General features: G+C 67.8%; 25 protein-coding genes and 1 tRNA gene. 9 read left to right on the forward strand and 17 right to left on the reverse strand.

Annotated elements, in window-relative coordinates; genetic code table 11:
• Positions 1–35: 35 nt before the first annotated feature.
• The 6 genes from J2751_RS04275 to cofD form a co-directional block, all read right to left on the reverse strand.
• Positions 36–1,271 carry a tripartite tricarboxylate transporter permease gene (locus J2751_RS04275; protein ID WP_209483482.1) on the reverse strand — a complete coding sequence of 412 codons (1,236 nt, stop codon included), beginning with the start codon at positions 1,269–1,271 and terminating at the stop codon, positions 36–38.
• A 150-nt stretch (positions 1,272–1,421) separates the two neighbouring features.
• Positions 1,422–1,616 (reverse strand): 30S ribosomal protein S17e, encoded by a 195-nt coding sequence (locus J2751_RS04280; protein ID WP_209483484.1) that lies wholly within the window; start codon positions 1,614–1,616, stop codon positions 1,422–1,424.
• Between the two features lie 91 nt (positions 1,617–1,707).
• Positions 1,708–2,370, reverse strand: a complete 663-nt coding sequence (locus J2751_RS04285) for a DUF447 domain-containing protein (RefSeq protein ID WP_209483486.1) — start codon at positions 2,368–2,370, stop codon at positions 1,708–1,710.
• A complete protein-coding gene (locus J2751_RS04290; protein WP_209483488.1) occupies positions 2,367–3,389 on the reverse strand; it encodes a triphosphoribosyl-dephospho-CoA synthase in 1,023 nt (340 codons plus the stop codon). Before J2751_RS04290 ends, J2751_RS04285 begins: the two co-directional genes overlap by 4 nt.
• Complete coding sequence (locus J2751_RS04295) at positions 3,386–4,204, reverse strand: beta/alpha barrel domain-containing protein (protein ID WP_321168576.1); 819 nt, start codon at positions 4,202–4,204, stop codon at positions 3,386–3,388. The genes J2751_RS04290 and J2751_RS04295 overlap by 4 nt, the downstream gene beginning before the upstream one ends.
• Positions 4,201–5,211 carry a 2-phospho-L-lactate transferase gene (gene cofD, locus J2751_RS04300; RefSeq protein ID WP_209483490.1) on the reverse strand — a complete coding sequence of 337 codons (1,011 nt, stop codon included), beginning with the start codon at positions 5,209–5,211 and terminating at the stop codon, positions 4,201–4,203. The genes J2751_RS04295 and cofD overlap by 4 nt, the downstream gene beginning before the upstream one ends.
• A gap of 336 nt (positions 5,212–5,547) precedes the next feature.
• Between cofD and J2751_RS04305 the strand changes: the two genes are divergently transcribed.
• Complete coding sequence (locus J2751_RS04305) at positions 5,548–5,718, forward strand: hypothetical protein (protein ID WP_209483492.1); 171 nt, start codon at positions 5,548–5,550, stop codon at positions 5,716–5,718.
• 20 nt (positions 5,719–5,738) lie between these two features.
• Here the strand turns inward: J2751_RS04305 and J2751_RS04310 are convergent, their stop codons facing one another.
• Positions 5,739–6,635 carry an isoaspartyl peptidase/L-asparaginase gene (locus tag J2751_RS04310; protein WP_209483495.1) on the reverse strand — a complete coding sequence of 299 codons (897 nt, stop codon included), beginning with the start codon at positions 6,633–6,635 and terminating at the stop codon, positions 5,739–5,741.
• Positions 6,636–6,791: 156 nt separating this feature from the next.
• Here J2751_RS04310 and J2751_RS04315 point away from each other — a divergent pair, with 156 nt between their 5' ends.
• The 3 genes from J2751_RS04315 to J2751_RS04325 all read left to right on the forward strand — a co-directional run bounded on the left by J2751_RS04315 (position 6,792) and on the right by J2751_RS04325 (position 9,440).
• Entirely contained in the window at positions 6,792–7,760 is a 969-nt protein-coding gene (locus J2751_RS04315; protein WP_209483497.1) for a glycosyltransferase family 2 protein, read from the forward strand.
• Positions 7,761–7,824: 64 nt separating this feature from the next.
• On the forward strand, positions 7,825–9,087 hold the full coding sequence (gene icd, locus J2751_RS04320) for an isocitrate dehydrogenase (NADP(+)) (RefSeq protein ID WP_209483499.1): 1,263 nt from the start codon (positions 7,825–7,827) through the stop codon (positions 9,085–9,087).
• Positions 9,088–9,200: 113 nt separating this feature from the next.
• Positions 9,201–9,440 carry a hypothetical protein gene (locus tag J2751_RS04325; protein ID WP_209483670.1) on the forward strand — a complete coding sequence of 80 codons (240 nt, stop codon included), beginning with the start codon at positions 9,201–9,203 and terminating at the stop codon, positions 9,438–9,440.
• Between the two features lie 40 nt (positions 9,441–9,480).
• Here J2751_RS04325 and J2751_RS04330 read toward each other — a convergent pair whose 3' ends face one another.
• The 4 genes from J2751_RS04330 to pyrH form a co-directional block, all read right to left on the reverse strand.
• On the reverse strand, positions 9,481–10,386 hold the full coding sequence (locus tag J2751_RS04330; RefSeq protein ID WP_209483501.1) for a sensor histidine kinase: 906 nt from the start codon (positions 10,384–10,386) through the stop codon (positions 9,481–9,483).
• Positions 10,387–10,507: 121 nt separating this feature from the next.
• The gene (locus J2751_RS04335) at positions 10,508–10,864 is read right to left on the reverse strand and encodes a DUF7573 domain-containing protein (protein WP_209483503.1); all 357 of its coding nucleotides are present in this window, start codon (positions 10,862–10,864) and stop codon (positions 10,508–10,510) included.
• Positions 10,865–12,607: a lysine--tRNA ligase gene (gene lysS / locus J2751_RS04340; protein ID WP_209483505.1), complete on the reverse strand. Its 1,743-nt coding sequence runs from the start codon at positions 12,605–12,607 to the stop codon at positions 10,865–10,867. It abuts the gene before it with no gap.
• A complete protein-coding gene (pyrH, locus tag J2751_RS04345) occupies positions 12,604–13,326 on the reverse strand; it encodes a UMP kinase (protein ID WP_209483507.1) in 723 nt (240 codons plus the stop codon). The genes lysS and pyrH overlap by 4 nt, the downstream gene beginning before the upstream one ends.
• A 123-nt stretch (positions 13,327–13,449) precedes the next feature.
• Here pyrH and J2751_RS04350 point away from each other — a divergent pair, with 123 nt between their 5' ends.
• Positions 13,450–15,261 (forward strand): acyl-CoA carboxylase subunit beta, encoded by a 1,812-nt coding sequence (locus J2751_RS04350; RefSeq protein ID WP_209483509.1) that lies wholly within the window; start codon positions 13,450–13,452, stop codon positions 15,259–15,261.
• On the opposite strand, the gene J2751_RS04355 is transcribed toward J2751_RS04350, so the two are convergent.
• The gene (locus tag J2751_RS04355; RefSeq protein WP_209483512.1) at positions 15,262–15,780 is read right to left on the reverse strand and encodes a DedA family protein; all 519 of its coding nucleotides are present in this window, start codon (positions 15,778–15,780) and stop codon (positions 15,262–15,264) included.
• Between the two features lie 129 nt (positions 15,781–15,909).
• Between J2751_RS04355 and J2751_RS04360 the strand changes: the two genes are divergently transcribed.
• Complete coding sequence (locus tag J2751_RS04360) at positions 15,910–16,437, forward strand: redoxin domain-containing protein (protein ID WP_209483514.1); 528 nt, start codon at positions 15,910–15,912, stop codon at positions 16,435–16,437.
• 762 nt (positions 16,438–17,199) lie between these two features.
• Here the strand turns inward: J2751_RS04360 and J2751_RS04365 are convergent.
• Positions 17,200–17,270, reverse strand: a tRNA-Pro gene (locus tag J2751_RS04365).
• 66 nt (positions 17,271–17,336) lie between these two features.
• The gene (locus J2751_RS04370; RefSeq protein ID WP_394357372.1) at positions 17,337–19,139 is read right to left on the reverse strand and encodes an SLC13 family permease; all 1,803 of its coding nucleotides are present in this window, start codon (positions 19,137–19,139) and stop codon (positions 17,337–17,339) included.
• Between the two features lie 158 nt (positions 19,140–19,297).
• Between J2751_RS04370 and J2751_RS04375 the strand changes: the two genes are divergently transcribed.
• Positions 19,298–19,717 carry a universal stress protein gene (locus J2751_RS04375; RefSeq protein ID WP_209483516.1) on the forward strand — a complete coding sequence of 140 codons (420 nt, stop codon included), beginning with the start codon at positions 19,298–19,300 and terminating at the stop codon, positions 19,715–19,717.
• A 41-nt stretch (positions 19,718–19,758) separates the two neighbouring features.
• Here J2751_RS04375 and J2751_RS04380 read toward each other — a convergent pair whose 3' ends face one another.
• Positions 19,759–21,813: a DEAD/DEAH box helicase gene (locus J2751_RS04380; RefSeq protein ID WP_209483518.1), complete on the reverse strand. Its 2,055-nt coding sequence runs from the start codon at positions 21,811–21,813 to the stop codon at positions 19,759–19,761.
• Between the two features lie 174 nt (positions 21,814–21,987).
• Here J2751_RS04380 and J2751_RS04385 point away from each other — a divergent pair, with 174 nt between their 5' ends.
• Positions 21,988–22,539, forward strand: coding sequence for a DedA family protein (locus J2751_RS04385; protein ID WP_209483520.1), 552 nt, complete (start codon positions 21,988–21,990; stop codon positions 22,537–22,539).
• Between the two features lie 36 nt (positions 22,540–22,575).
• Here J2751_RS04385 and J2751_RS04390 read toward each other — a convergent pair whose 3' ends face one another.
• Complete coding sequence (locus tag J2751_RS04390; protein WP_209483522.1) at positions 22,576–23,106, reverse strand: 50S ribosomal protein L16; 531 nt, start codon at positions 23,104–23,106, stop codon at positions 22,576–22,578.
• Between the two features lie 102 nt (positions 23,107–23,208).
• Entirely contained in the window at positions 23,209–24,003 is a 795-nt protein-coding gene (nucS, locus tag J2751_RS04395; protein ID WP_209483524.1) for an endonuclease NucS, read from the reverse strand.
• A gap of 95 nt (positions 24,004–24,098) precedes the next feature.
• Here nucS and J2751_RS04400 point away from each other — a divergent pair, with 95 nt between their 5' ends.
• On the forward strand, positions 24,099–26,024 hold the full coding sequence (locus tag J2751_RS04400) for an asparagine synthase-related protein (RefSeq protein ID WP_209483526.1): 1,926 nt from the start codon (positions 24,099–24,101) through the stop codon (positions 26,022–26,024).
• Positions 26,025–26,031: the final 7 nt, after the last annotated feature.

Consider the following 26,031-nt stretch of genomic DNA (forward strand, 5'->3'; position numbering starts at 1 on the left):
GCCAAAACGTGCCGTGAGGTACCGTGTGACGCATCTCACGAGAGCATCAGTGGGCCGATCAACACGCCCATCAGATGGACGCGGCGCGCGCCCAGACGCGGGGGAACGAGCCCCAACGCCGCGGAGACGGCAAATATAACGACACCAAAGAGTCCCGCGAACGCGAAGGAGACGCCGAGAAGCAGGGTCAACACGGCGATCGACAACCGGGTGTAGTCGGCGTTCCCCACGACCCTGAGATACGTGTCCCCGACCAAGCACACGAGCGTGAACCCGCAGACGGCGGCGGTCGCGACCGCGACGAGGAGGATCGGCAGCGCGAGCGGAACGCCCGCCTCCTCCAGTGCGACCGTGACGCCGGTCCGCGGCGTCCCGAGCGCGGCGAGCGCGAAGAGGGCGAAGACGGTATTGGCCGTGTTAGCCCCACTCGTGGCGACGATGAACCCGCGATCGGCCTCGCTCCGTGGAACCGCGGGGAGCGCTGCGACGGCCGCGATCGCCGCGGAGACGCCGGGGACGTAGCCGACGATCGCGCCCGCGAGCGACCCCGCGCTCGCGCTGACGCCGAGGTCGCGTTTGCCCATCGTGATCCGCGCGTCCGACTGCGGCGGGACGCCCTCGCCTCCCAGTGCGTCGATCAGGACCGGCGCGCCGAACAGTCCGGTGAAAAGCGGGGCGAGCACCCCGCCCGCATCGAGTGGAGCGGCGGGGTCGACGTTGAGCGTGGCCGCGCCGAGCGCGGCGCTCGCGAGAAAGGCACAGAGTCCGCCGACGGCCGACCGCTTCGACGACTCGGTGACGACGAGAAAGGCAACGACGCCGCCCAAAAGTAGCGGGAGATGGGATCGGACTGTCGGATAGCCGCGGACCATGACCCACGTGATCGGGATCGCGAGCGGGACCGCCAGGGCGACCGCGAGCCCGGAGCCGACCGCCGACAGCCGAAGCGCCTCTCGTCCCCGTCCCGCAATGACGAGCCGGTGGCCCGGAAGGGCGGCGACGGCGGTCGCGGCGTCCGGTACGCCGAGCGCGAGCGCGGGGACGATGTCCAGAAACGAGTGGACGACGCCTGCGCCGAGCATGGCGACGCCGACGAGAAGGGGGTCGGCGGGGATCGAGGGAGCGACTCCGGCGAGCAGCAGCGCGAAGTTGTTGGCGTGAAGCCCGGGGACTAATCCGCTCACCGCGCCGAGCGCCGCGCCGCCAAACAGGAACGCAAGCGCGGCGGCTGCGAACGTCGGGTCGAGCACCGGGCGGACCAACGCGTCCATCCCGGCGACGTGGCCGCGGCATGGTTCATAAACTCCGGGACCGGCGACGACGGGTCACCAGCCGGTCAGTCGATTGCCCGGGGTCGCCCGATCGGTCGAGTAGCCTGTCGGCTCGGGGGTGGGTCGGATGACGTTCGTGAGAGGAACCGATCAGGCCGGCGCGGCCGCCTGCGCCTTCTTCTGGGTAATGTAGCCGGCGATCCGGTTGCGGACGCCCTTCGATTCGACGTTCGTCAGCGCGGAGACGCTCTCCTTGTTCGTCTCGAAGTCCGTGTTGAACGACTGGGGGTATCGCTCCAGCAGGACGTTCGCGAGCTGTTTGATGTACTTGGGCTTGATAGCCATGTCGAGCGGTACCGGCGGCGCGGACTAAAAGGGTTCGTTCCCGTACGAGCGGCCGTGACGAAGGAATCCGCCGGCGCGACGGTCGAACCCGTCACCGGGAGTCAGCGCTGCCGTCATCGTGACCCGCGTCGTCGCGGTCCACGTCGACCGCTCGCCACCCCGTCGCCTCGTCGATCCGCGCGAACGCCTCGCGCTCCGCGGGACCGCCACACCGGTCGACGACATCGGCGAAGTACCGGAGTCGATCGAGCAGTTCCGGAGTATCGTATGCGGGAACGTCCAGTCGTGAGGCCGCAACGGTGGCGTCGACGACCGCCCCGAACCCGCGGTTGACGGTCGGCACGCGCTCGGATCGAACCGCACAGTCGACCGGCGTCAGCGCCCACGTCCGGACGGTAACGTCGCCGGTTTCCTCGGCTCCGACCTGTTCGGCTTCGACCTCCACCCACGCGTCCGCGTTCGGCAACACCGGCTCGGACTCCTCGCGGACGGTGAGCGCCGCGTCGACGAACTCACGGGGGTCGACGGTGAACTGGACGACGCCGCCGCCACGCTCGGTGAAGTTCCGCCAAGTTCGGGTCCGCCCGTAGGTTCGAGCGGTGACACGGCCGTCGGCTTCGATAACGCCCTCGTCGTTCCCGTCCGGCACGTGAAGTCCGAGCGCAGCCATGTTCCACCGATCGTTGGGGCCGAGGGTCGCGACGACCGACTCGGTGACGCCGCGGAGCTCGACGGGCCAGTCGGCGTCGGTCACGCGTCTCCCCCCGGCCCGGGATCGAAGTTCGAACCGACCGTCACCCCGCGACGGAGCGCGACGTACAGTGCCGCACAGGTGATGTCGGCCGTGGTTCCCGGATTGATCCCCCGGTCGACGAACGCCCCGGCCAGCTCCGCCGCCGCGTCGCGGTCGATCCCGTGGACCGTGTCGGCGTCTGGCGGGTGATCGGCGTCGACCGCTCGTTCCGAGTTCGGCCCGCCGGACGTCACCACCTCGGCCGCCCGGTCGGTCGCCTCACGGGCCGTCGCCGGGTCGTGAGCGGTCGCGACTAGCGTGTCGGGCTCGGTCGCGAGCAGCCCGAGGAACGCGCGGGCGGCTCGGTCCGTGACCGGACCCTCGTCGGTACGGATCCACTCCGCCGCCCGGAAGGTCCGGGGGAACCCCTCGACCCACTCCTGCGCGTTGCGGTCGGGCACCCGGTCCCCCTTCGGATCCGCGGACCGATCCATCACGTCCCGGAGCGTGATCCCCCGGTCGCGGAGCGTCGGCTCGGCGGCCCCCCCGCGGCGGACGTCGAGGTCGGCCGCGTCCGGCGGCGGCTCCGCGACCGCGACGTCGACGTGCTCGAACGCGCGGTAGAACGCAACCGCATCGTCGACGGTCGTCCCGCGAGTCACGCGGTCGAGGCCGTCTGGGGAGAGCCCCCTCGCCGGCGAGGGCTCGCCAGCCGGCGAGGGCTCGCCAGCTGACGAGAGCCCCCCGACCTCGGTCGCCCGCAGGAGCGGGACGAGCAGCAGCAGACAGCCGAACTGCGTGTTGGTGCCCGCACGGTCGGCCATGCCGGCGACCGCGCGTTCGAAGGCGTGACCGACCGCCCCGCCCCGGGCGGCCCGTTCGAGACCGGTACGGGCCCCGACCGCACCGCCGAGAAACGACTCGAAGTGGAGATCAGCGAGGTCACGATGGCGGTCGACGTTCCCGGGTTTGGGGGTGCCAGCGACTTCGAGAAGGAGCGCGAGCGTCGCATCGTCGACGGGGGAGCGTCGGAGCGTCATCGCGAGGGTCCCGGTTCGGCTCGTCGGCCGGACCCCTGCTCGGTATCACGCCCTAAGCCACCGATCTCATGACACTCCGCCACCGCCTCGGCGACCCGCGAGAGGATCCGGGGGTCGTCGCTCGGTCGGCCGACGCTCACCGCGTCCGCGCCGTGGGCGACGTACTCGGCGACCGTCTCCCGACCCCTGACCCCGTTGTTGGCGACGACCGTGAGATCGAGGTCGTGCCGGGCGACCGCGTCCACGATGTCGGCGATGACGGGCTCGGAGTCCATCGCGTCGACGTGGAGCCAGTCCGCGCCGACCTCCGCGACCGCGACCGCGATGTCGACGAGATCGACCCCGGGGACCTCCGCGCGGACCTTCACGCTCGTGGTCGCCCCCGTTTCGGCCGCGGCAGCGACGTACCCCGTCAGCCGACCGGCGTCGGCCAACAGCGTCTCGCCGCAGCCGACCGCCCGAAGCTCCGGCTGGCGACAGTGCGCGTTGATCTCACACACCGCGTCGTGGTCGGCACAGACGGCCGCCGCCTCCCGCACGGGCTCAACCGTCGTGCTGCGGACGTTGACGCCGGGACGAACCGGGACGTCGCCGAGCGTGCGGAACTGGCGGTCGATCCACTCGACCGGGTCGTCGGGGAGGAACTCGGCGCGCCCGCGTTCGACGAGGTCGCGGGCGGCGGCCCGGCTCGCCGGGTCGAGCGCGATCCCGCCCATGACCGCGCAGTCGACGTGGGGGGCGGCCGCCCGCGACCACTCCGCGTCCGCCTCGCCGCTGAGGCTGGCGGCGACGAGGACGGGGCCGTTCCGGGTCACGACACCGCCCCCAACGCCCGGTCACACGCGCGAGCGACGCGCTCGGCGTCGTCGTCGTCGTCGATCCGCGTGTCGGTGTACTCGACGTGGACCCCCGCCAGTGCCCGGTCGGTATCGGTCGGATCGTCGTCGTCGAGGACGACCGCGTCCGCGAAGGGGTAGGCGTCGGCGACGCCCGCGGTCGACGGGTCGAGGCCGACGCCGGCCATCAGCTCCGCCGCGGGTCCGGAGAACACCTCCCCGCCGACGAACGGCGAGACCGCGACGACGGGCGTCTCCGCGAGCGCGGCCTCGAACCCCGGAAGCGCCAGCATCGGTCCGATGCTCGTCACGGGGTTCGACGGACCGATCACGACCGGATCGGCAAGCGCTTCGCGGACCTCGGCGGTCGGCTCCGCGTCCCTCGACCCGCGGAACTCCACGTCGTCGACGGTCGGGGAGCCGCGGCGATCGACCCAGTACTCCTGGAAGTGTATCGTCTCCCCGCCGGCCGTGTGGACCAGCGTCGCCACCGGGTCGTCGGACATCGGGAGAAGGTCGACGTCGAGATCGAACGCGTCCGCGAGCGTTCGGGTGATCTCGGTGAGTGTGTGCCCCTCGTCGAGCAGTCCCGTCCGTGTCAGGTGGACGGCGCGGTCCCGGTCGCCGATCTCCATGAACTCCGCGACGCCGGAGAATCGTCGCCATCGGGCGATTTCGCGGCCCGAGATCTGGGCCGCGTCGTCGAGGTATCGCGGGCCGCGATCGAGGCCGGCCGCGTCCGCGAGCCGACCCAGCTCCTCGTGAGTCGCCGTCGTGTCGTCGGCGATCCCCCACCACGTCTCGCGGTCGAGGACGCCGCCGCCCGCGAACAGCACGGTGTCGACGTCCGGACAGACGAGGTGGCCGCCGAGCTCGATGTCGTCACCGGTGTTGGCGACGACCGAGACGTCGGCCGCCGGAAAGACGCGGGTTGCGCCGTCGAGCAGCTTCGGCGTCCCCGTGCCGCCGGCGAGGAACGTAACCATACGCCCGCAACGCGACGGCGGGATTTGTATCCTCGGCTCCGCGGGCGCTGGTGCGGATCGGCCGTGGAGGGTACGCCGAGACGGAACGGATTCGTTTATAAGCGAACGGTGCCGCTCGACGGCTACTACGGTCGGCGCATCCCGCTGAGCGGCCGATTATAAGTGGCCGAGGCGTTGGAGGCCTTCGCCGCTGATCCACAGTCAACCACTTATACGCAAGCCGCTGGGGGATCTGTGCGTATTCGCCGCCGATCAACGATCGATCACTTATAAATTATCGACGACGATCCGCGATCACCGGTAGCCTTTTTCAGGAAACCCATACATCCTCGCCGTATGGTCCTCGACGCCATACTCACCGTCGTGGTCGCGTTCGCCATCGTCGTTTCGGGATCGTATATTGGTGCGAAGATGGCGCTCAACACCGTGTTCGGCCGAGATTTCGACCCGACGGAGATGGATCCCTCCGCTTCGTCGGAGTCCGAACCCCGTGACGCGGACGAGTGACTCCCGGTCCACGGAGTCGACTACTTATAAGCGACACTCGTCTGCATCCCGTCCGTATTAAACGCGCTCCCGGCCGTCTCGTCGCCGAGAACGATCACGCCCGCGCCGGATCCCGTTAGCTCCTCGAACTCGCGTATCGCCCCGTCGGCGGCCGCCTGCGCGTCGAGCCCGTCGGCCAGGTGGTCGACCGCGCGCCGCGAGAGCGTCACCCGCGCGATATCCTCGCCGGCCCCCGTCGCGCTCGCGCCGCCAGCCTCGGTACAGAAGAAGCCCGACCCGACCTGTGGTACGTCGCCGACCCGTCCCGCCAAGGCGAACGACCGCCCGCCCGTGGAGGTTGCTGCCGCGAACGTTTCGCCGTCGGTGGCGACCGCACCAACCGTGTCGTGGTCGGGGGTGGTCCGCTTGTTTCCGCCGTTTCCCGCCTGATCGTCGCCGGAACCGAACCGCGTCTCCAGCCACGCTAGATGCTCGCGCGGGCCACCTTGGGGCGGATCCTCCGCCTCGTATCGCTCGCGCTTCTCCTCGGTGGTCAGATCGACGCCCGTCTCCACGCCGAAGTCGTCAGCGAGGTCGACCGCGTGTTCGCCGGAGAGGAAGATATGCGGCGTCTCCGCCAGCACGACGCGGGCGACCGACACCGCGGCTTCGACGCCCGCCATCGAGCAGGCCGCGCCGATCGACCGGTCCGAGGTCATGAGGCCGGCGTCGGTGCGGACGACGCCGTCCGACTGGAGCGCGCCGCCGGTACCGGCGTTGAACCGCGGGTTCGCTTCGAGAACCCGGACCGCAGACTCGACCGCGTCGAGCGGGGTCGCCGCCGCCGCACCCGTCTCCGCCGCCTCGTCGAGGGTCGCCTGTCGGGGCTCGGGCTCGTTTGGGACTCCGCCCGCGCCGCCGTGAACGATGATGCGCATGGAAATCCCTCCCGACGGCGACCTCATAAGGGTCCGGAAAGCGGCGGGGAAAGGGGAAAGCGCGTCCGGATCGGTCGGTTCGGGAACGGCACGGGAGCGAGAGCGGGTCCCCGATCGGGCGACCGTTTTTATATCCGGTCGGCCGAAACGCCGTACATGGCGAACCCCCCGCCGACCTCCGTGCTCCTCCCCACGATCCGGTGGACCGATGCTTGTGACGAAGTCGCCGAGCAACTCGGGCCCGACGACGAACTCCTCGTGATCTGTGACACGGGGGCGGATCCGGTAGCGGACCGCACCGGCCGCGTCAACGGCGACGAGAACCGCACAGTCGACGAGGACCTGCCGGACAACGTCCGTATCGTCTTCGCGGGCGAGCCGACGGACCGTTCCGGGAAGGCGAACGCCATCGCAGCAGGAATGAACGCAGCCGGACATGACCGGATCGTCTGGACCGACGACGACTTCCACCACCCACCGGACTGGCTCGACCGGCTTCACGTCGACTACGAACGACAGGGGCCGACCACGGAGCGGCCGGCGTTTGTCGGCCGCGACCCGCTCGGCGTCCTCCTCGAACCCGCATACCTGATCGGCGGGACCCTCCCCGTCGCCGTCGGCGGGATCGTCTGGGGCGGGGCCGTGATCTTCGAGCGCGACGACGTCGACGAGGACGCGTTCCTTGCGGATCTCCGCCGCGCGCTCAGCGACGACGGGACCCTGAGCGAGCACCTCGACGTGACCGCCGCGGACCGAACCCGGCTCGTTCCTGCCGGCGGTTCCATCCGCGAGTCGCTGGAGCGGTTCGTCCGGTTCGTGTGGATCGCCCGCCACTACGCGCCGCGCGCGACCGCGTTCAACGTCGTTCTCGCGGTCGTGATGGCGGCGGCGTGTCTGGTCGCTCCGCTTCCGATCGTCGGGCTCCTCACGCTCGTCTCGGCGGCGACGTACGCGTGGACCGGGCTCCGGCGGCCGACGTTCCTGCTGGCCGGGCCGGCCGCCCTCGCCATGCCCGCGTTGCTGGCGTACGCGTTCGGCCGCCGGACGTTCGTGTGGGGAGGCCGACGCTATCGGTGGGCCGCGAAATACGACGTCGACGTGGTCGGCTGGACCGAGGGTGACTGAACGAACGTCCGCCCGAACCGAAAACGGCAGGCACTTTACGGCGGTGGGAGAATTTTCGGCCGTTATGAGCTACGACAAGGTCGAGGTCCCCGACGACGGGGAGCAGATTACGCTTGCTGACGAGGAGACCGGCGAGTTGAACGTCCCCGAGAACCCGATCGTCCCGATCATTCACGGCGACGGGATCGGCACCGACGTCGGACCGGCCGCACAGCGAGTCCTCGATGCTGCCGCCGAGGCGACCGGCCGCTCCATCGCGTGGATGCGCGTGTACGCCGGCTCCGCTGCTCGCGAAAAGTACGACGAAAACCTCCCCGAGGACACCGTCTCGGCCATCCGCGACCACCGTGTCGCGATCAAGGGCCCGCTGACGACGCCGGTCGGTGCCGGGTTCCGGTCGCTGAACGTCGCGCTTCGCCAGACGCTCGACATGTACGCGAACGTTCGGCCAACCTACCACCTCGACGGTGTCCCGTCGCCGGTCAAAAACCCCGAAGCGATGGATATGATCACGTTCCGTGAGAACACCGAAGACGTGTACGCCGGCGTCGAGTGGGAAGCCGGCACAGGGGGGGCAGAACAGGTACGCGAGTTCCTCGAAGACGACATGGAGATCGCCGACATCATCCACGACGGCCCGGTCGGCATCGGCGTCAAGCCCATCTCCGAGTTCGGCTCCAAGCGGCTCATCCGCGAGGCGATCGATTACGCGATCGCAAACGATCGTGACACCGTCACGCTCGTCCACAAGGGGAACATCATGAAGTTCACCGAGGGCGCGTTCCGCGACTGGGGTTACGAGGTCGCCGAGGAGGAGTACGGCGACGACGTGCTCACCGAGGACGAACTGTGGGACGAGCACGACGGCGAGCAGCCCGACGACACGGTCGTCGTCAACGACCGTATCGCCGACAACATGCTCCAGCAGCTGTTGACCCGGACCGACGAGTACGAGGTCATCGCGACGATGAACCTCAACGGCGACTACATGTCCGACGCGGCCGGCGCACAGATCGGCGGGCTGGGAATCGCACCCGGCGTCAACTACGGGCACGGCCGCGCACTCGCTGAGCCGGTCCACGGCTCCGCACCCAAGTACGCCGGCGAGAACAAGGTGAACCCGACCGCGATGATCCTCTCGGGACGCGAGATGCTCGATTACCTCGGCTGGTCCGATGCCGCCGACCTCGTGCGTGACGCCGTCGAGGAAACCATCTCCTCGGGCAAGGTCACCTACGACCTCCACCGACAGATAGAGGGCGGCGAGAAGCTCGCGACGAGCGAGTTCGCGGACGCCGTCGTCGAGAAGATCGAAACGCTGTCGTAGACAACGCTTCGGGCGTTCGAAGATATCCGAAGGCATCGGGAAGCTCTCGTAGAGAGTTTCTCTGACCGCTGTCCTTCGGCCGAAGGCGTCGAAACCAGTTCCGGACGGTTCGTATGTCGACATCGGTCGGCGAGAGCGAGGACGGCGACGCGACGACGGGTATCAGCGCCGATAACCGATCACCGTATTTTAAATACAACTGGAGCCTACCCACGTCAATGAAAGTCCAGTTCGAGTGCTCCTGTTCAGAGGACATCTCGGAGTTCACTCGAGGGGAGACGAGCCGAGGCGTTCACGTCGAGTGCGGGAACTGCGGTGCGGTGTATGCGGTCACGATCACTGAACTCGATTGATCGGGGACCCGACCGTTTCGAGAACCGACTTCCTCAGGGGTCATCCGCCGACCCGGGGACCGTCGGCCGACGTGAACCGAAGCCGGACCGTTGTTCCGTCGTCGCCTGCGTCGAACTGAACCGTCCCGCCCTGTAGCTCACACATCCACTTGACGAGCCACAGCCCGATGCTGCTCGCGTGGGACAGCGGCGTCTCCTCCTCGGCGCGAAGTACCGCCCGCTCGTCGGCCGGGATCCCCGGCCGGTTGTCATGGACCTCGAGACAGGTCGTCGTCCCGTTCTTGTCGATCCGCGCGACGACGCGCCGCCCGGGCTCGTGGTTGTGTGCGATCGCGTTCTCGAACACCTCGCGGACCGGATAGCCGACCGAGTCGTCGGCACGGATCCACGCGGACTCCGGAACGTCGACGTCGATGTCGGCCTCGTCGGGATCGAGATCGGTGACAACCTCGGCGACGATCGCCGCGAGATCGACGCGGTCGTCCGTCGGCTCACCGGAGGCGTCCTCGATGACCCGCAGCTTCTCGCTTATTTCCACGATGTTCTCCGTCGTCTCGCGGATCGTCTCCAGACACTCGTGACTCCGCTCGTCGTCCAAGCGTCGCTCCAGCAGATCGGCGTATCCTTGGATGACGTTGAGATCATTTCGGACGTTGTGACGAAACACGCGGCTCAGGACCTGTAACTGCTGATTCGACGTTTCCAGCTCCGCGCGGGCGGCCGTCGCCTGACGGGAATGATGGGTCACCGCCCCGTAGAGGAACACGGACGAGAGCCCCACGAGGAGCCAACCGCCGAGAAGCCACGTCGGCGTCCAGCCCCCGGCGACTCCGAGTACGCCGACGAGGACATCGACCGCCGGCACGGACGCCGCCCCGAGGCCGAGATACAGGCCGACGACGACGTGGGGGGATCGATCGAACGGTCGGTCCGGAACTAATTTCATGGATGTGACGGTTAAGACCAGTAGAACAATTATACAACTAACAGCAGCACATCTTGTGTATTAAGTCTTCACCGTCGGGCAAAAAGAGCTGGGTCCGGGACGGGGCGTCGGTGGATCGGCGTCACCACTCCTTACAGTCGGGGCAGACGAACGCTCCGTCCTCTTCCCACAGCCGCCGCACCGTGTCTCCACAGCGTTCACAGCGTCCGCCCTCGCTCGCCCACGCCGACGTCGTCGTTGCCGGATCGACGTCATCCGTGGCGACGGGACCGGTCTCGTTGTCCTCGACCGAACTGACATCGTCGTCGTCGTTCCCGGTTTTGGCGACGTCGTCGTCGGAGACGACACCGCCGGTGTCGGACCCGGTGTCGTCCTCGACGGGAGGAACGTGCTCGTCGTCCTCCGGGTACTCGTCGTCCTCCGCGCCGTCACCGCTCGGACCGCCGGCGAACTCGTCGAGCGAACGGTCCTCGGGCATCTACGCCTCCCGTCGCAGCCTCGCAACGACGTACTCGCGCTCCAACTCGCCGAGGAACTCCCCGAGACGGGGTCCCTGCGTCTCGTCGAAGAAGAGGCGATACCCCGCCGCGAAGAAGTCGGCGACCTCGATCCCGTGTTCGCGGGCGGTCTCGTACATCTCGCCCTGGATCGCCTCGCCGTCGTGTCCCTCGGCGACGAAGTCGGCCAGATCGTCGAGCGCCGCGGCCACGTCGTCGTCGAACTCAGCGTCCGGGAGGTCGGTCTGGAGCCGATAGTCGTACTCGTTGTTCGTTCGCTCGGCCCACGTTCGGGCCTTTTCGACCCGCTTGAGCGCCTCCTCGACCGCCCACTCGGGTGTGTCCTCCTCGAAGTGCCCCTCGTCGCGTGCGAGCTGCTCGCGGAACGCGGGGTCCTCGACCATCCCGAGCACGGCGGCGAAGGTGTACGGGAGTCGGACCCGCTCCTCGCGAACCTCATCGACCGGGCGGGGCTCCGTCCCGCCGGAATCCGGTTGATGCCCGCCGACCACGAACGGGTACGCGCGCTCGGCGAACCGCGTCAGCTCCTCGTCGTCGACCTCGCCGAAGTACGCCCGCTCGAACCGGTCGAACCGGTCGACGAGCTGGTCGATACGCTCGATGTCGAGGTCCCGGGCCTTCTTCGGATGGAGCGCGAAGAAGTACCGGACGACCTCGGGTTCGAGTACTTCCAGCAGCTCCGGCACGGTGACGACGTTGCCCGCCGACGAGGAGAGTGCCTCCCCGCCGAGCGTGAACCACTCGTACACCATCGGCACCGGGGGGTCGATCCCGAACACGTTCCGTGCGAGGTCCACGCCGGAGGGCCACGACCCCTCCGCGTGGTCCTTCCCGAACGGCTCGAAGTCGACGCCCAGTACCTGCCACTGGGCGGGCCACTCCAGCCGCCACGGGAGCTTCCCGTCCCGGAACGTGGCGGTCCCCTCGTGGCCACACCCCTCGATCGTGTCGCCGCCGACATCCATGTCGGTACAGACGTACTCGATGGTCTCGGTCTCGACGTCCACCGAAACCACCGTCTCCGTGACCTTGCCACACTCGGCACACACCGGATTGAACGGGACGTACTCGTCGTCGACCTTGTCCTGATACTTCCCGAGCACCTCGCGAACGCCGTCGAGATCCGAGAGCACGGTTCGGACCGCGTCGTCGAAGGATCCCTCCGCGTACAGCTCGGTGTTCGACACCATCTCGATCGGAACGTCGAGTCGCTCGGCGTCCGCACGCAACAGCGCCGCGAAGTGGGCCGCGTACGACTCGCGCTCGCCGAAGGGATCCGGAATTGCCGTGTACGGCTTCCCGAGGTTTCGACCCAGCGCGCCGGCATCGACGTCGCCGAGGCCGACGATCTCGCCGTCGGCGTTCGCCAGCTTCCGGGGCACCTTCCGGAGGGGGTCCTTGTCATCGGAGGTGAACACCTGACGAACCTCGTGGCCGCGCTCGCGGAGCACCTCGGCGACGAAGTAGCCGCGCATGACTTCGTTGACGTTCCCCACGTGTGCGACGCCAGAGGGTGAGACGCCACCCTTGATCACGATCGGGTCCTCGGGGTCGCGAGCCTCGATCTCGTCGGCGACGACGTCGGCCCAGAAGGCGTGGAAGGCCTCGTCTCCGGCAGTACTCTCGTCCGCACCGCCCGCGTCGCCCGCGCCGCCCCGGTCCGCCGCCTGTTCCGACAGGATGTGCGGCGAGTCGTCGGTCATTCCTCGTCCTCCGCCCACGCGGCCGGCTCGGTGCTTCTCTCGGGGACGACGTTCGTTCCCGTGTGTTCACCGTGGAGAACCGCGTCGACGACGGCGTCGGGATCGGTGCCGTCGAGGACGATCGATCTGATGCCGGCCCGGTCGATCAGCTTCGCCGCGAGGAGGTCGACGGGGGCCGACGCGCCGGCGTTCCGACTCATCGGAAGCACGACCTCGACCAGCTCGGCGGGCGAGAGCGTCTCGAACCGAGTCGCGTCGTCGTGGCGGTTCGGGTCAACGTCGTAGACGCCGTCGGCGCTCGTCGCGAACACCAGCAGGTCGGCGTCGACCGACTCGGCGAGCGCGGCGGCGACCGCGTCGGTGGTCTGTCCGGGCGTCATCCCGCCCATCACGGGGATCTCTCCGCGTCTGAGCGCCGCGGCCGCCTCGTCGTAGCCCGTCGCTGGCGACGGGGCCGCCACGTCGCCGAGCGCGGCGATCAGCAGGCGGGCGTTGAGCCGCGTGGTTCCGATCCCCAACTCGTCGAGCTCCACCTCGTTCGCGCCCAGCTCTCGGGCCGTCGTGATGTACTCGCGGGCGACGCCACCCCCGCCGACGACGACGCCGGACGCACACTCCTCGCCCGCCAACCGTTCGAGCGCGTCGGCGTAGGCGGCGACGCGTTCGGGATCGAGCTCGGGCGCGAGCACGCTCCCGCCGATGGAAACGACGACTCTCATTGCGTTCGGATAGCCCTGTCGCCGGCTTAAGGATTATCAAGCGGGGATGAGGAAGGGGGCAGGACAGCCGAGGGTGAAACCCACATGGAAAACTGTTTAGGATCGTCCGCAAGTTTTGCGGTCATGAAGGTACACGTCGGGACGGCGGCGACGGCGGAGGAGGCGGCAGCGATCGCCCGATCGCTCGCGGAGCACCTCGGGGTCGGCGTCGACGTCCACGTCGGCGACGACGACGAGCCGACCGCGAGCGCCGACCCGCCCGAGGCCGAGTACCCGCTCGACGACGATCTCGGGCCCACGGACCGCGAGCGCGACCTCCGCGCGGAGATCGACGACATCCTCGAAGGCGGTCCGGAGAAGTACAGGGATCGCCTTCCCGACCAAGGGAAGCTGTTCGTCCGCGATCGGCTCGACCTCTGGTTCGGGGGCGAAGGCGGGACGCGCGGGACGGGGGACGCGAGCACGGATGAGGACGGCACCACCAGCGATCCCGCCGGGCTCCACTTCGAGGACGGAAAGTTCGCGGCGTTCGACGACTGGCATCCCGACTCGCCGAACGGCGACGAGTACGACGAGGGTGACCGCGTCCCCGGCGACGGGCTGTTGACGGGCGCCGCAGCGTTCGAGGGGCGCGACGTCCACTTCATGGCCAACGACTTCACCGTGAAGGCGGGGTCGATGGCGGCGAAGGGCGTCGAGAAGTTCCTCCGGATGCAACAGCGCGCGCTGAAGACCGGCAAGCCTGTGCTCTACCTGATGGACTCCTCCGGTGGCCGGATCGACCAGCAGAGCGGCTTCTTCGCCAACCGCGAGGGGATCGGGAAGTACTACTACAACCACTCGATGCTGTCGGGCGCGGTGCCGCAGATCTGTGTCCTCTACGGTCCGTGTATCGCCGGTGCGGCGTACACGCCCGTCTTCGCCGACTTCACCGTGATGGTCGAGGGGATGTCCGCGATGGCGATCGCTTCGCCGCGAATGGTGAAGATGGTCACCGGCGAGGAGATCGAGATGGCGGATCTCGGCGGACCACAGGTTCACGCGGAGGAGTCAGGCTCCGCGGATCTCGTCGCCCGCGACGAGGAGCACGCCCGCGAACTCGTGGCCGATCTGATCACGTACCTCCCGGACCAAGCGGGCGAGACTCCCCCCAGATCGGAGCCGAAACCCCCGAAGTTCTCGCCGGACGGGATCGACGAACTGATGCCCGAGTCGCCGAACCGACCGTACGACGTCCGCGACCTGCTCGACCGGATCGCGGACGCGGAGTCCGTCTTCGAGCTGAAAGAAGGATACGGTCCGGAGATCGTCACCGCGTTCTGTCGGATCGACGGCCGACCGGTCGGCGTCGTTGCCAACCAGCCCACGGAGCGCTCGGGGGCGATCTTCCCCGACGCCGCCGAGAAGGCCGCGGAGTTCATCTGGACCTGTGACGCCTACGAGATCCCGCTTCTCTATCTGTGTGACACGCCGGGATTCATGGCCGGTTCACAGGTCGAGAAGGACGCCATCCTGGAGAAGGGGAAGAAGATGATCTACGCCACGTCGTCGGCGACGGTCCCCAAACAGACCGTCGTCACGCGGAAGGCGTACGGCGCGGGCATCTACGCGATGGGCGGCCCCGCCTACGACCCCGAGAGCGTCATCGGGCTCCCGTCCGGCGAGATCGGGATCATGGGTCCGGAGGCCGCGATCAACGCCGTGTACGCCCGGAAGCTCGCCGACATCGACGATCCGGAGGAGCGCGCGGAGACGGAGGCACGGCTCCGCGAGGAGTACCGCCGCGACATCGACATCCACCGGATGGCAAGCGAGGTCGTCATCGACGAGGTCGTTCCTCCCTCGCAGCTCCGGGCGGAACTTGCGGCCCGCTTCGCGTTCTACGAGGACGTCGAGAAGGATCTCCCGGACAAGAAACACGGCACGATAGTGTGATTACAGCCCGATCAAGGCGCTTGCGGCACCCTCCAGCCCAAACGCGACGATGACGAGCGCGCCCGCGTACGCAGTCGATCCCGCAAGCGACGCAGCGGCGAACCGGGAGGCCGATACCGACGACCCCGCGGACGGGACCGCGAGCCACCCGCGGATCCCGGGAACCGTGTTGGACACGGCGACCGCCGGGAGTCCCCAGCGGTCGAACCAGTCGGCCGCGCCGTCGGCGCGGTCGGGCGCGATGGGGACCAGTCGTGACTCCGCCGGGTCGACGTCGAACCGGCGGACGAGAACGAAAAGCAGGAGCTGGCCGAGGGTCGCGCCGACGACCGCGGCGATCAGGACCGGGAGAAAGGCGATGAGGCTCGTTCCGACCGCGAGCACCGTGGCGACGAACAGCGTGCGCGTCGGGATCAGCTTCCCGACCAGCGCGCCCTCCAGAACGAACACACAGAGGAGCACGACGGCACCGTAGGTCCCGACGAGGGCGAATAGCGTCTCGAACGCGGACCCGAGCATACGGCATATTGGGCGGCCTCGTATATAGCTCTTCCATCGAGCGAGTGACACGCACGCGAGGCGACACGCCCGTGCCGCCATAGGACGGCGCGACGCGGGCTTTTTGTTCGCGACGCACTCACGGAGGGTATGATCGACGTCGGCGTCAAGGCCCCCGATTTCATCGCACCGGCCGTCTCCGACGGGACGGGCGTCGAGTTGGAGCTATACCGGCTGGTTGAGGCAAACCGCGCCGTCGTGGTGTCGTTCGCGCCCGCGAACTTCGTGCCGACGTGTACCGCCGCGTTCGCCGCGATACGGGACGCCGGCTGGCACGACCACCCTGACCTCGCCGTCGTCGCCGCCACCGGCGACTCGCTGTTCTCGGGGTTCGCGTACGCCGACCGGTTCGATCTCCCCTTCCCGATCGTCTCCGATTTCCACGGCGGGGTCGCGGACTCGTACGACCTGCTGGCGGAGTCGTGGGAGGGACACTCGGAGATCCCGCGGCGCGCGACGGTCGTCATCGACGGCGACTGGACGGTTCGGGCGGCCGAGGCGACGACCGACGCGCTCGATCGGCCGGCCCCCGCACCCGTCGAGAACGCGACCGCAACGCTACGGGAGATCGGACTCAACGTCGACCGACCCCGGGTCGAGTACGACGGTGCATGGTGAGAGGAGTCGGAAGCCAGCCGGCCGTGAGGTTCCGATCGCTGGTGAGAGATCGTGACCCCGATGTGATCCATACGGATACATGTGTGATCGATGTCGGGAGTAGGTCTCGCAATACGGTTTGGTAGTTGTTTATAAGTGGATTAGTGGTGTTGCTGGCGGCTGTTTATAAGTAGATGGTGCTGTGATGAACGGCTCCACTTCTCCAGCTGTTCGTTTATAAGTGGTTAGCGACAAATCGTCGGTGAAGACTTCCAAAGCCCCAGCCTCGCCGGAACGGCGCTTAAAGCGCCGTTCCGGGTTCCCTCGCGCCGTCGTCGCCGGCGCTACGCGCCGGCTGCCAGAGGGACCTTCGGTCCCTCGCGGTTCGCGCCCTTTTAAGTGCGCGAACCGGGGCGCGCCACCGCGGTGTTCATTTATAAACGATCGTCGCAGCCGCTCACAGTCCTTTTAAATACGATCACGTTGCTGCCGATTTGAGAGACCCACTCCCGGCATCGCTCAAAACGCCTCGAGTAGCACAGCGGATCGAACGGATCGTAGGCCGTTCCGCGGATCCGGATCGAAGACGAATTCGCGGAAAACGCACAGACGCTTCAAAAGTACCATGCTGCCCTGTATGAAGAACGTATTCGAACCGTCTGTGAGGAGACCGGGTAGAAGTGGGACCGCCCGGATTCGAACCTCACTCGTTCCGCGTCGCTCCACTCCCTGCTTCGAATCCGCTCCATTGCTGCTGCTCGCGGAGTTGCTCGCAGCAGCAAGTGGGACCGCCCGGATTCGAACCGGGGTCACGGGCACCCAAGGCCCGGAGTATACCACTAACCCACGGTCCCGTATCCTCTAGTACCCGGATGCGCCGCTAAAGCGTTTCGTTCGGCGGCGACCCAAGGGACGGCCGGCTAGATCGGCCAGAAGTGGACGATCCCGAGGGTCGTCACGACGGTCAAGACGAGTTGGAGCGGCGCACCGACCCTGAAGAAGTCGGTGAACTTGTAGCCGCCGGGGCCGTACACCATCAGGTTCGTCTGGTAGCCGATCGGGGTTAACATGGCGGTCGAGGCCGCGAACGTTACCGCGAGCACGAACGGGAACGGCTCGGCTCCGATCGCTTGGGCGGTGTCGATGGCGACGGGGATCATCAACACGACGCTCGCGTTGTTGCTGACGACGTTCGTGATCAGCGCGGTGAACAGGTAGAACGCGCCCAACACGAGCACCGGGCTCAACCCGCCGGAGGAGACGACGATGACGCTCGCGAGCCACTCCGCGGCCCCCGTTCGCTCCATCGCAACGCCGAGCGGGATGAGCCCCGCGAGCAGGAAGATCACGCTCCAGTCGACGGAGGAGTACACCTCGTTGGGCTTCACGCAGCCGGTGGCGACCATCGCGACGATGCCGCCGAGCGCGCTCACGAGGATCGGGAAGATGTCGAGTGCCGCGAGCGCGACGACGCCGGCAACGATGCCGATCGCGATCGGGATCTTCTCCGACCGGAAATCCGGTCGGGTGAGCCGCCCGCCGACGACGAAGTCGCGGTCGTTGCTGAAGCGGGTGATGGTGTCCTCCGTTGCCTGTAACAGGAGCGTGTCGCCGGCGCGAAGCCGCCGTTCGTCCATCCGCGCGTGGATGACCCGTCCGCCCCGGCGGATGGCGAGGACGGTCGCGTCGTACCGCCCCCTGAAGTTCAGCGTCTCCAACGTTTCACCGATAAGCGGAGCTTCCGGGGAGATCACGACCTCCACGAGGTTCTGTTCGGTCTCGGCCTCGATGGCGTCGGCCTCCGTCGTCAGTTGGTCCTCGCTCACCTCGGCGTCGGGCGCGAGATCCAACCCCTCGGCGTCGACGAGCGACATGAGGCTTCCGCGGTCGGTCCGCAACACGAGCACGTCGCCCTCGCGGACCTCCTTGCGCGCCAGCGGCTCCGTGAACGCCTGATCGTCACGGACGAGTTGGACGATGTCGGCGTCGACGTCGAGCGTTTCGAGACACTGACTGACCGTTTGCCCGACGAACGGCGAGTCGCCACGAACGAACACCTCGGTGAGGTACTCCGTCATCTCGAACCCCTCTATCAGCTTGTCGTCCATTCGGATCCGCTCGGGGATCAGGTATCGACCGACGGTGGCAAGGTAGATCCCGCCGGTAAGGAGGACGATCACGCCCAGTTGCGTGAACTCGAACATCGAGAAGGGTCGATCGAGGAGTCGCGCGGAGACGTCGGACGCGAGGATGTTCGTTGAGGTGCCGATCAGAGTGAGCATGCCCCCGAGCATCGCCATGAACGAGACGGGCATGAGCAGCTTCGAGGGAGAGACGCCCGTTTTCTCGGAGATGGCGTTCACCATCGGGATCATGATGGCGACGACCGGGGTGTTGTTGATAAACCCGGCCGTCCCGCCGGAGAGGCCGAGCACCGCGAGCAACTGTTTGAACGGGCTGTCGCCGAACCGGTCGGCGATCCACGCGCCGATCCGATTGATGAGTCCGGACTGGCGGATCCCCTCGCTGAGGACGAACATCGCGAGGACGGTCACCGTGGCCGAACTGGAGAAACCGCCCACGCCGGTGGCGGCGTCGACCTGCGTCCACGGCTCCAGGACGATCAGCGCGACCATCACGCCGATCGCGGTGATGTCGATCGGCACCGGCTCCGTAACGAAGAGGGCGAGCGCGACGAGGACGATCGCGAACAGGAGAAGGATCTCCGTCGTCAGCGGCGGCACCTCGGTTGCCGTCAGGGGTACCGCTGCGAAATTCACACATGACTCACGAGACTGAATCAAGAAAAGGGTTGAGATACTGACGGACGCGGTGGCACTTCCGGCGCGGGTATATATCGCTCCGTGTCGAACCGGCAGACATGGTTGATCGTGTTCTCGTCCCGATGGACGGCTCAGAACTGTCACAGACGGCGCTCGAATACGCCCTCGATTCGTATCCGGACGCCACGGTGACCGTCCTCCACGTCGTCGGCAAGGCGACGCCGATGATGGGCGAGATTGCCGGGCTCGCGCTCGAAGAGGACCTCCCCGCGGCCGCGAGAGAACGGGCGGAGGAGGTCTTCGAGAGTGCACGGGATATCGCCGCGGAACGGGACGCGGAGATCGAAACGACGGTCGCGGTCGGACACCCCGCAAGAACGATCGTGAAGCGCGCCGAGGAGTTCGACACGGTCGTGATCGGCAGTCACGGCGGGTCGTTTCTGGATCGACTGTTCGTCGGCAACGTCGCGGAGACCGTGTTCCGCCGGTGTCCGGTTCCGGTCACCGTGGTCAGGTAGAGCGGAGAGGTACCGCCAGCGGCGTCGGCGACGCGACCGCCTCACTCCTCGTTCTCGCGCAGTTCGAGGTCGGCAACGACGTCGTAGGGATCGGTTCCCTTCCGGACCGCATCGAGGATGAAGAAGGCCTCGTCCGGCGCGAGGAAGTGCCGACAGATCGCCCGACCGAGCGGGGTCGGCGAGAAGCCGTCGATGAACTGCCACTCCAACAGCTTGCCGACCGCGTGTTTCGTCGGTATCTCGCCGATCATGCGATCGTTGAGCCGTTTGGCCTTGTTTCCGGCGACGACGACGTTTGCGAGCGTCTCCTCGACGGCGGCGGTCTCGTCGTAGTGGGTCGCGACGTCCTCCATCTCGCCTTTTAAGAGCGTAAAGGCGACCTCGTCCTCGGTGCGGTCCATCGAGTTGTGGTACACCGCGTCGGGCTCGACGAGAAGGTAGACGCGTCCGCGGTCGTGGTAGTCCGGGCGGCCCGCCCGGCCGAGCATCTGGGAGAACTCCTGGACGGAGAGCCACTCGATCCCCATCGCCAGCGTATCGAAGATCACCTGCGAGGCGGGGAAGTCGACTCCGGCCGCCAGCGCCGCGGTGGTCACGACCGCCGAGAGTTCCTGATCCCCGAACATGCGTTCGACCTTCTTCCGGCGACCGTAGTCGAGTCCGGCGTGATACGGGGCGGAGTCGTACCGGAGCTTTCGGCTGATCTCGTGACACCGACGGCGGGAGTTGGTGAAGATTATCGTCTGTCCGCGATACCCCTTCGAGGACTTCGTGTCGAACTCGCGTTTTACGAGCTTGTCCGCGATCTGCGCCTTCTCGCGGCCGTCCGCGAAGGTGACGTGGCGCTCGATCGGGACGGGGCGTTCCTCGAACTCGATCAGCGTCGCCCGCAGACGTTTCGCGAGCCATTCGGGGTTGCCGACGGTCGCCGAGAGGTAGACGAACTGCGTGCCGTCGTACCCGGGGCAGCTCTCCATGCGGTCCTCGCTGTAGTACTTGAGCCGCGAGATCAGTCCGTCGAGCCGGTGGCCTCGCTCACCCTCCTTGAGCGTGTGAACCTCGTCGATGACGACGGTTCCCACGTCGCCCAAGTCTTTCCCCGTCCGGAGGGCGTGATCGATCCCCTCGTAGGTGCCAACAATCACGTCCGCGTTGGGGTCGAAGCGGTTACCGTCGTCGGCGATCCGGGAGGAGCCGACGCGGATCGAGACGTCAAGCAGGTCGCCGTAGCGGTCCTCAAAGTCCTCGTGTTTCTGGTTCGCGAGCGCGACGAGCGGGACCAAAAAGAGCAGCTTCCCGTCTCCCTTCAGCGCCCGGTCGATCCCGGCCAGCTCGCCGACGAGCGTCTTGCCCGTCGCCGTCGCGCTTACCACGAGCTGGTCGTCCCCGTCGAGCAGTCCGTTTCGAACCGAGAGACTCTGAACGGGCAACAGCTCCTCGAAACGCCCTTGGAGATGAGCGGCGAGGTCGGGATGGATCTCCAGCTCGTCGGTTCGAACCGGGGAGACGTCGTCGACGTTCGCCGACACCTCGTCGTACTTCGTGAGGTCCGGATCGAGGCCGCCGGACAGCAGGTTGATGATCCGGTCGAGATCCTTCGAGTCATAGAGGAGCTCTTCGAGTCGCTCCTCGGCCGCACCCGTGAACTCGCCTTTATACGACAGTTCGCGTTCGAGCTCTCGGCGGGCACAGTCCCGACAGATGTGCTCGTCGTTGTGTTCGATCGCGGTCTCCGAGGTGATCGGCCCGTATCGCCCGTCGTTCGCACAGCGACGGCAAGTCCGCACCGTCACCGATTCCAGCTGGTAGCCGTCCAACATTGCCTCCAACCGCGCCCGGTTCTCCGATGAGGTCTGCTGGGAGATCCGGATCCGGTCGGCCGCTCGCGCGAGCTCGACGAACTCGTCGGGGCTGCGCGGGTGGTCCTCGCCGTCCCTGACGACGCGGAACCTCCCCGGTCGCGGACCCGCGGACGTCTCCTTGAGTTCGAGACGACCGCGAAGCACCCGGCTCCCGTCACGGTTCGCGACCACGGTGTAGTCGCTCCGTGCCTCGTGGAGGAACAGCGTCTCGACATCGGCCAACTGCTGTGACACTGCGCGTTGATACGCGTCTCGGGTATTTCAGCGGTTCGGCTCGCGGCGTCCCCGACCGCGACGCCTCCACCTCCCTGACCGCGACGCCTCCACCTCCCTGACCGCGACGCCCCCACCTCCCTGACCGCGACTGGTCCGCCGAAAGACCGATGTTTGCCGGGGTGGAACCCCGTCGTGAGTGTCTCGAACCGACTCCCGGCGGACTACGACACCATGATCGATGCGCTCGGCGACGCCGCGCTGTCCGTGCTTCTGGAGTTCGGCCTCCCCGCGCTGTTCGTCGTGTTCGTTCTCAAGGGTGCGCTCGTCGGCAAACCGCTCCCGACGAGCGTTCTGCTTCCGGGATACCTGCTGGCGGTGTCGGCGTCAGACCTGCTCGTCGCGGCCGCGATCGGGGTCGCGTCCGCCGGCTACGTCACCGGACAGGTGATGCTGTTCCTGAGCGCCAGACGATACGGACCCGGGTTCACGGACGCGACCGGATGGATCCGCGTCTCGGAGGTCCGCCTCGAGCGTGCGAACCGCTGGTTCCGACGGTACGGTGGCGCGAGCGTCTTCGTCACGAACCTCGTGCCGTACGTCGGCAGCTTCGTCTTGATTCCCGCGGGGATCGCTCGGTATCCGTTCGGTCGCGTCGTCGTCCATGCGACCGTCTCGACGGTACTGAACTACGTCCTGATCGTCTGGCTCGTGCTCGGATCCCTCGAGCTCGTTACGGGTATCTAATGGACGAACGGAGACTCGTCGAAAGGACGGTCGGCTTTACGAGACGAGGAGCTTCTCGCCGCGATCGACCGTGATCCGGCACGGCGGGGACATCTTGTTGTACGCGCGACGGAACGCCTCCTTCACGACGGGGGCCTGATCGGCCGTACAGTACGCGGTGAACACGACGTCGTCGGCGTTAAGACGAGCGGCCGTGCCGACCGGTTTGCCGAACGCCTGACGCATTCCGTCGGAGACACGGTCCGCACCCGCGCCGGTCGCCTGTTTGTTCTCGCGGATGACTTGGTGGGGGAACTTGCGGAGGGTCATCTTGTAGTTGCCCTCGCCGAGCTCCTTGATCAGGTGGCGGTTCGCCGACAGGCGCGCGCTCTCGAGCGAGCCGTGTCGGATCTGGAGCTCCTCCTCGACGCGGAGGCTGATCTGGACGGGGTAGTCGTCCGGCTCCGCGGAGAGGTCGCCCATGTTGTGCTGTGCGATCTTCGAACCGGGGATCCCCGTGATGTACTCGCGACGGGTGTAGGACGGCTTGTCGATCGTCCGGTACATAGAGGCGGGTTTGTCGGACATGGTTACTTGTCCGATGTAGCCGCCGCTGCGTCGATAAAGCCTTCGATACGGTGACGGAGCCGCGGAGGCGGCATTCCGGTGGTCACTCCACCGACCTCGCGGTCACTCCGCCGGCGTCGGTTCGAGCGCGACGTGTTCGAAGCCGCGATCGGCGAGCCGCTCCGCGGCCCGCTCCGTCACCGAGGGCGCGACGAGCATCCCGCGGACCCGAGTCGTGTCGGCGTCATCAGGGGGGTTCGCCATACTCGATCCCTCCGTCTCGGGCTCCGCCACGCTCGATCCCTCCGTTCCGAGTTCCTCGCGGATCGCGCGGACGTATCTGGCGAGCTGGCCGACCGCGTCCGGGCCGACCCGCCGGCGTTTCAACTCGACGACGACCGGGGTACCGTCGGCGTCGACGCCGAACACGTCGATCGGGCCGGCATTGGAGGGGTGCTCGGTCCCGATCGGCTCGAAGCCCGCCTCGATCAGGTCGGGGCGTTCGAGGATCCTGGTTCGAAGGTCCTCCTCGCTACCGTGAAGCTCCAGATCGCGGCCGCCCGTGACCGACATCGCCGACAGCTGCTGTACGTCCGAAAAGTGGACTCGCAGGGTCTCCTCGGGGGTCTCCCGGACGGACGTCACGCGGAGCCGGCCCTCCCGGACGGCGGCGCGGTGTTCGGAGCCGGGGGGCTGCCAGTTGACCGGTTTCTGGCCCTCGTCGGTGTGGACGAGCGCGGCCCCGTCCGGTTTCAACAGGAGGAGGCGGTCGCCGGACCCGAGATCGGAGGCTGCCCGTCCCTCATACGAGACGGAACACCGACCGAAGACGCTTATCAGGTCGCCGCGATCGAACGCCGCCTCCAGCTCCCACAGCGCCTCGCGGTGGGCCGGATCGTGGAGGCTCGTGACTGTCACGGTCGAGCTACGGGCCGAGCGCGCAAAAGGGACGCGTCGCGTGACCGGACGCGGTCGACGCGATATATAAATACGTCCCGGCGTCAATGCGTCTCATGGACGTCGACCTTCGAGGCCCCGGCTGGGTTCACCGCGACGGCGTCGTCGCTCGCGGTCGGGCGTTCGACGGCGACGACCTCCTCGACGCGTCGGCCATCGCCGAGCGGTTCGCGGACGACGTGGCCGAGACGGAGTCCCGGACCGTGGTGCCCAGAGCGGACCCGCACACCGCAGTCACCGCGGCTGCCGACGATCTGGAGGGGTTCTACGCGGCCGTCGTCGAGGACCGAACGAGTGGAGAGGCCGACGCCGCAATCCTCGTCGCCGACGGCGCGCGCTCGATCCCGCTGTACTATGGGACCCATAACGGGTCGGCGATCGTTTCCGATCGTGGACGGGTCGTTCGCGACGCCCTCGACGCGTCCACGGACCCGGTCACGGAGTCGGAGTTCCTGTTGACGCGATACGTCTCCGGTCCGGAGACGATCTGGACGGGCGTCAGATCGACGCGCGCGGGTGCGGCCGTCCGGATCGACGATGGAGGCGGAATCGAGCCGACGACCTACCGCGATCACTGGCCCGATGAGACGGAGCCGGCGGCATCGACCGTGTCGGAACGGCCGGCATCGACCCTATCGGAGCCGGCGGCGTCAACCGTCTCGCTGACCGGATCCCAATCGCCGCGCGAGCGGCTCGAATCCGGGCTCGAACGGGCGTTCGACCGGGCGGTCCGGATCGCGGGGGACCGCCCGGTCGTCGTCCCGCTGTCCGGCGGGTATGACTCGCGGCTGGTCGCCAGCGAGTTCGTCGCCCGCGGCCACGACGTGATCGGGTTCACGTTCGGCCGGTCGGGTCATCCCGACGTCGAGGTCAGTCGGGAGGTCGCCGCGCGACTCGGGATCGAGTGGCGGTTCGTCCCCTACGACGCAGAGACGTGGCACGAGTGGTACGGCGGCCCCGCGGGCGAAACGTACCGTCGAGCGGCGTTCGGCGGGGACGCGCTCCCCTTCCTCGCCGAGTGGCCCGCGGTTCGGACGCTTGTCGCCGAGGGGCAGGTTCCCGCGGACGCGCTCTGGTGTCCGGGACACACCGTCGCGACGCCCGGCGAGCGTCTTCCCCGGTTCGCGGACCCCGATACGCCCGCCGGCGACGAGGGAGAGTCGGGGGAGAGCGACGCGGTCCCGCCGACCGTCGACGCGCTCGCCGACTACGTCAGACGAACGCACTACTCCCTCTGGGAGTGGGACGACGACCGGTTCAACGCGGCGGTCGACGAGCGGATCCGTCGAGGACTCCTCGGCGACCGCGACCCCGACGCGGTGAACGACGCCGCATCGGCCGCGGCGGCCTACGAGCGTTGGGAGTGGCGCGCCCGGATGACGACCTTTACCAACGGCGACCTGCGCGCCTACGAGAACGCCGGCGTCGAGACGTGGCTCCCCTTGTGGGACCCTGCGTACGTCCGTGCGTACGCGTCGCTGCCACGACGATGTCGGGAAGACAAGCGGCTCCACAGCGAACTCGCGGTCGACCGCTATCGGGCCGCGGCGGGGCTCGGCGACGCGGACACGGATGACGATCCCGACCGCCGTTCATCCGGTCTCGGCCCTGCGGAAGTAACGGACCGAACGCTCGCGCCGATCGATCGACACCTCTCGCTACTGCGCCACACGCCGGTCCGACGGTTCACCGAGCGGGACGGACGATGGGACCCGCCGTTTCTCGCGCCGCGGGGGTCGTGGGGCGAGCGAGGGAGCCACCCACTCGCGTGGGACGCGATCGTCGATCCGGCCGTTCACGCGCGGCTCCCGCCCGCGCGGAACCTCTACGCGATACGGACGCTGGCGGCGACGAACCGGATCGGCCTCGGCGACCCGGAGAGCGTGGCGATCGACCGCTTCGTGTCGGCTGACCGCGACGGGGAAACGGATGGGTCGGGGAGGGCTCGACTCCGGCTCCCGACCGAGACCGACGGGACGTAGTGCCGGC

The organism is Halorubrum alkaliphilum (assembly GCF_017873815.1).
Classification (GTDB): domain Archaea; phylum Halobacteriota; class Halobacteria; order Halobacteriales; family Haloferacaceae; genus Halorubrum; species Halorubrum alkaliphilum.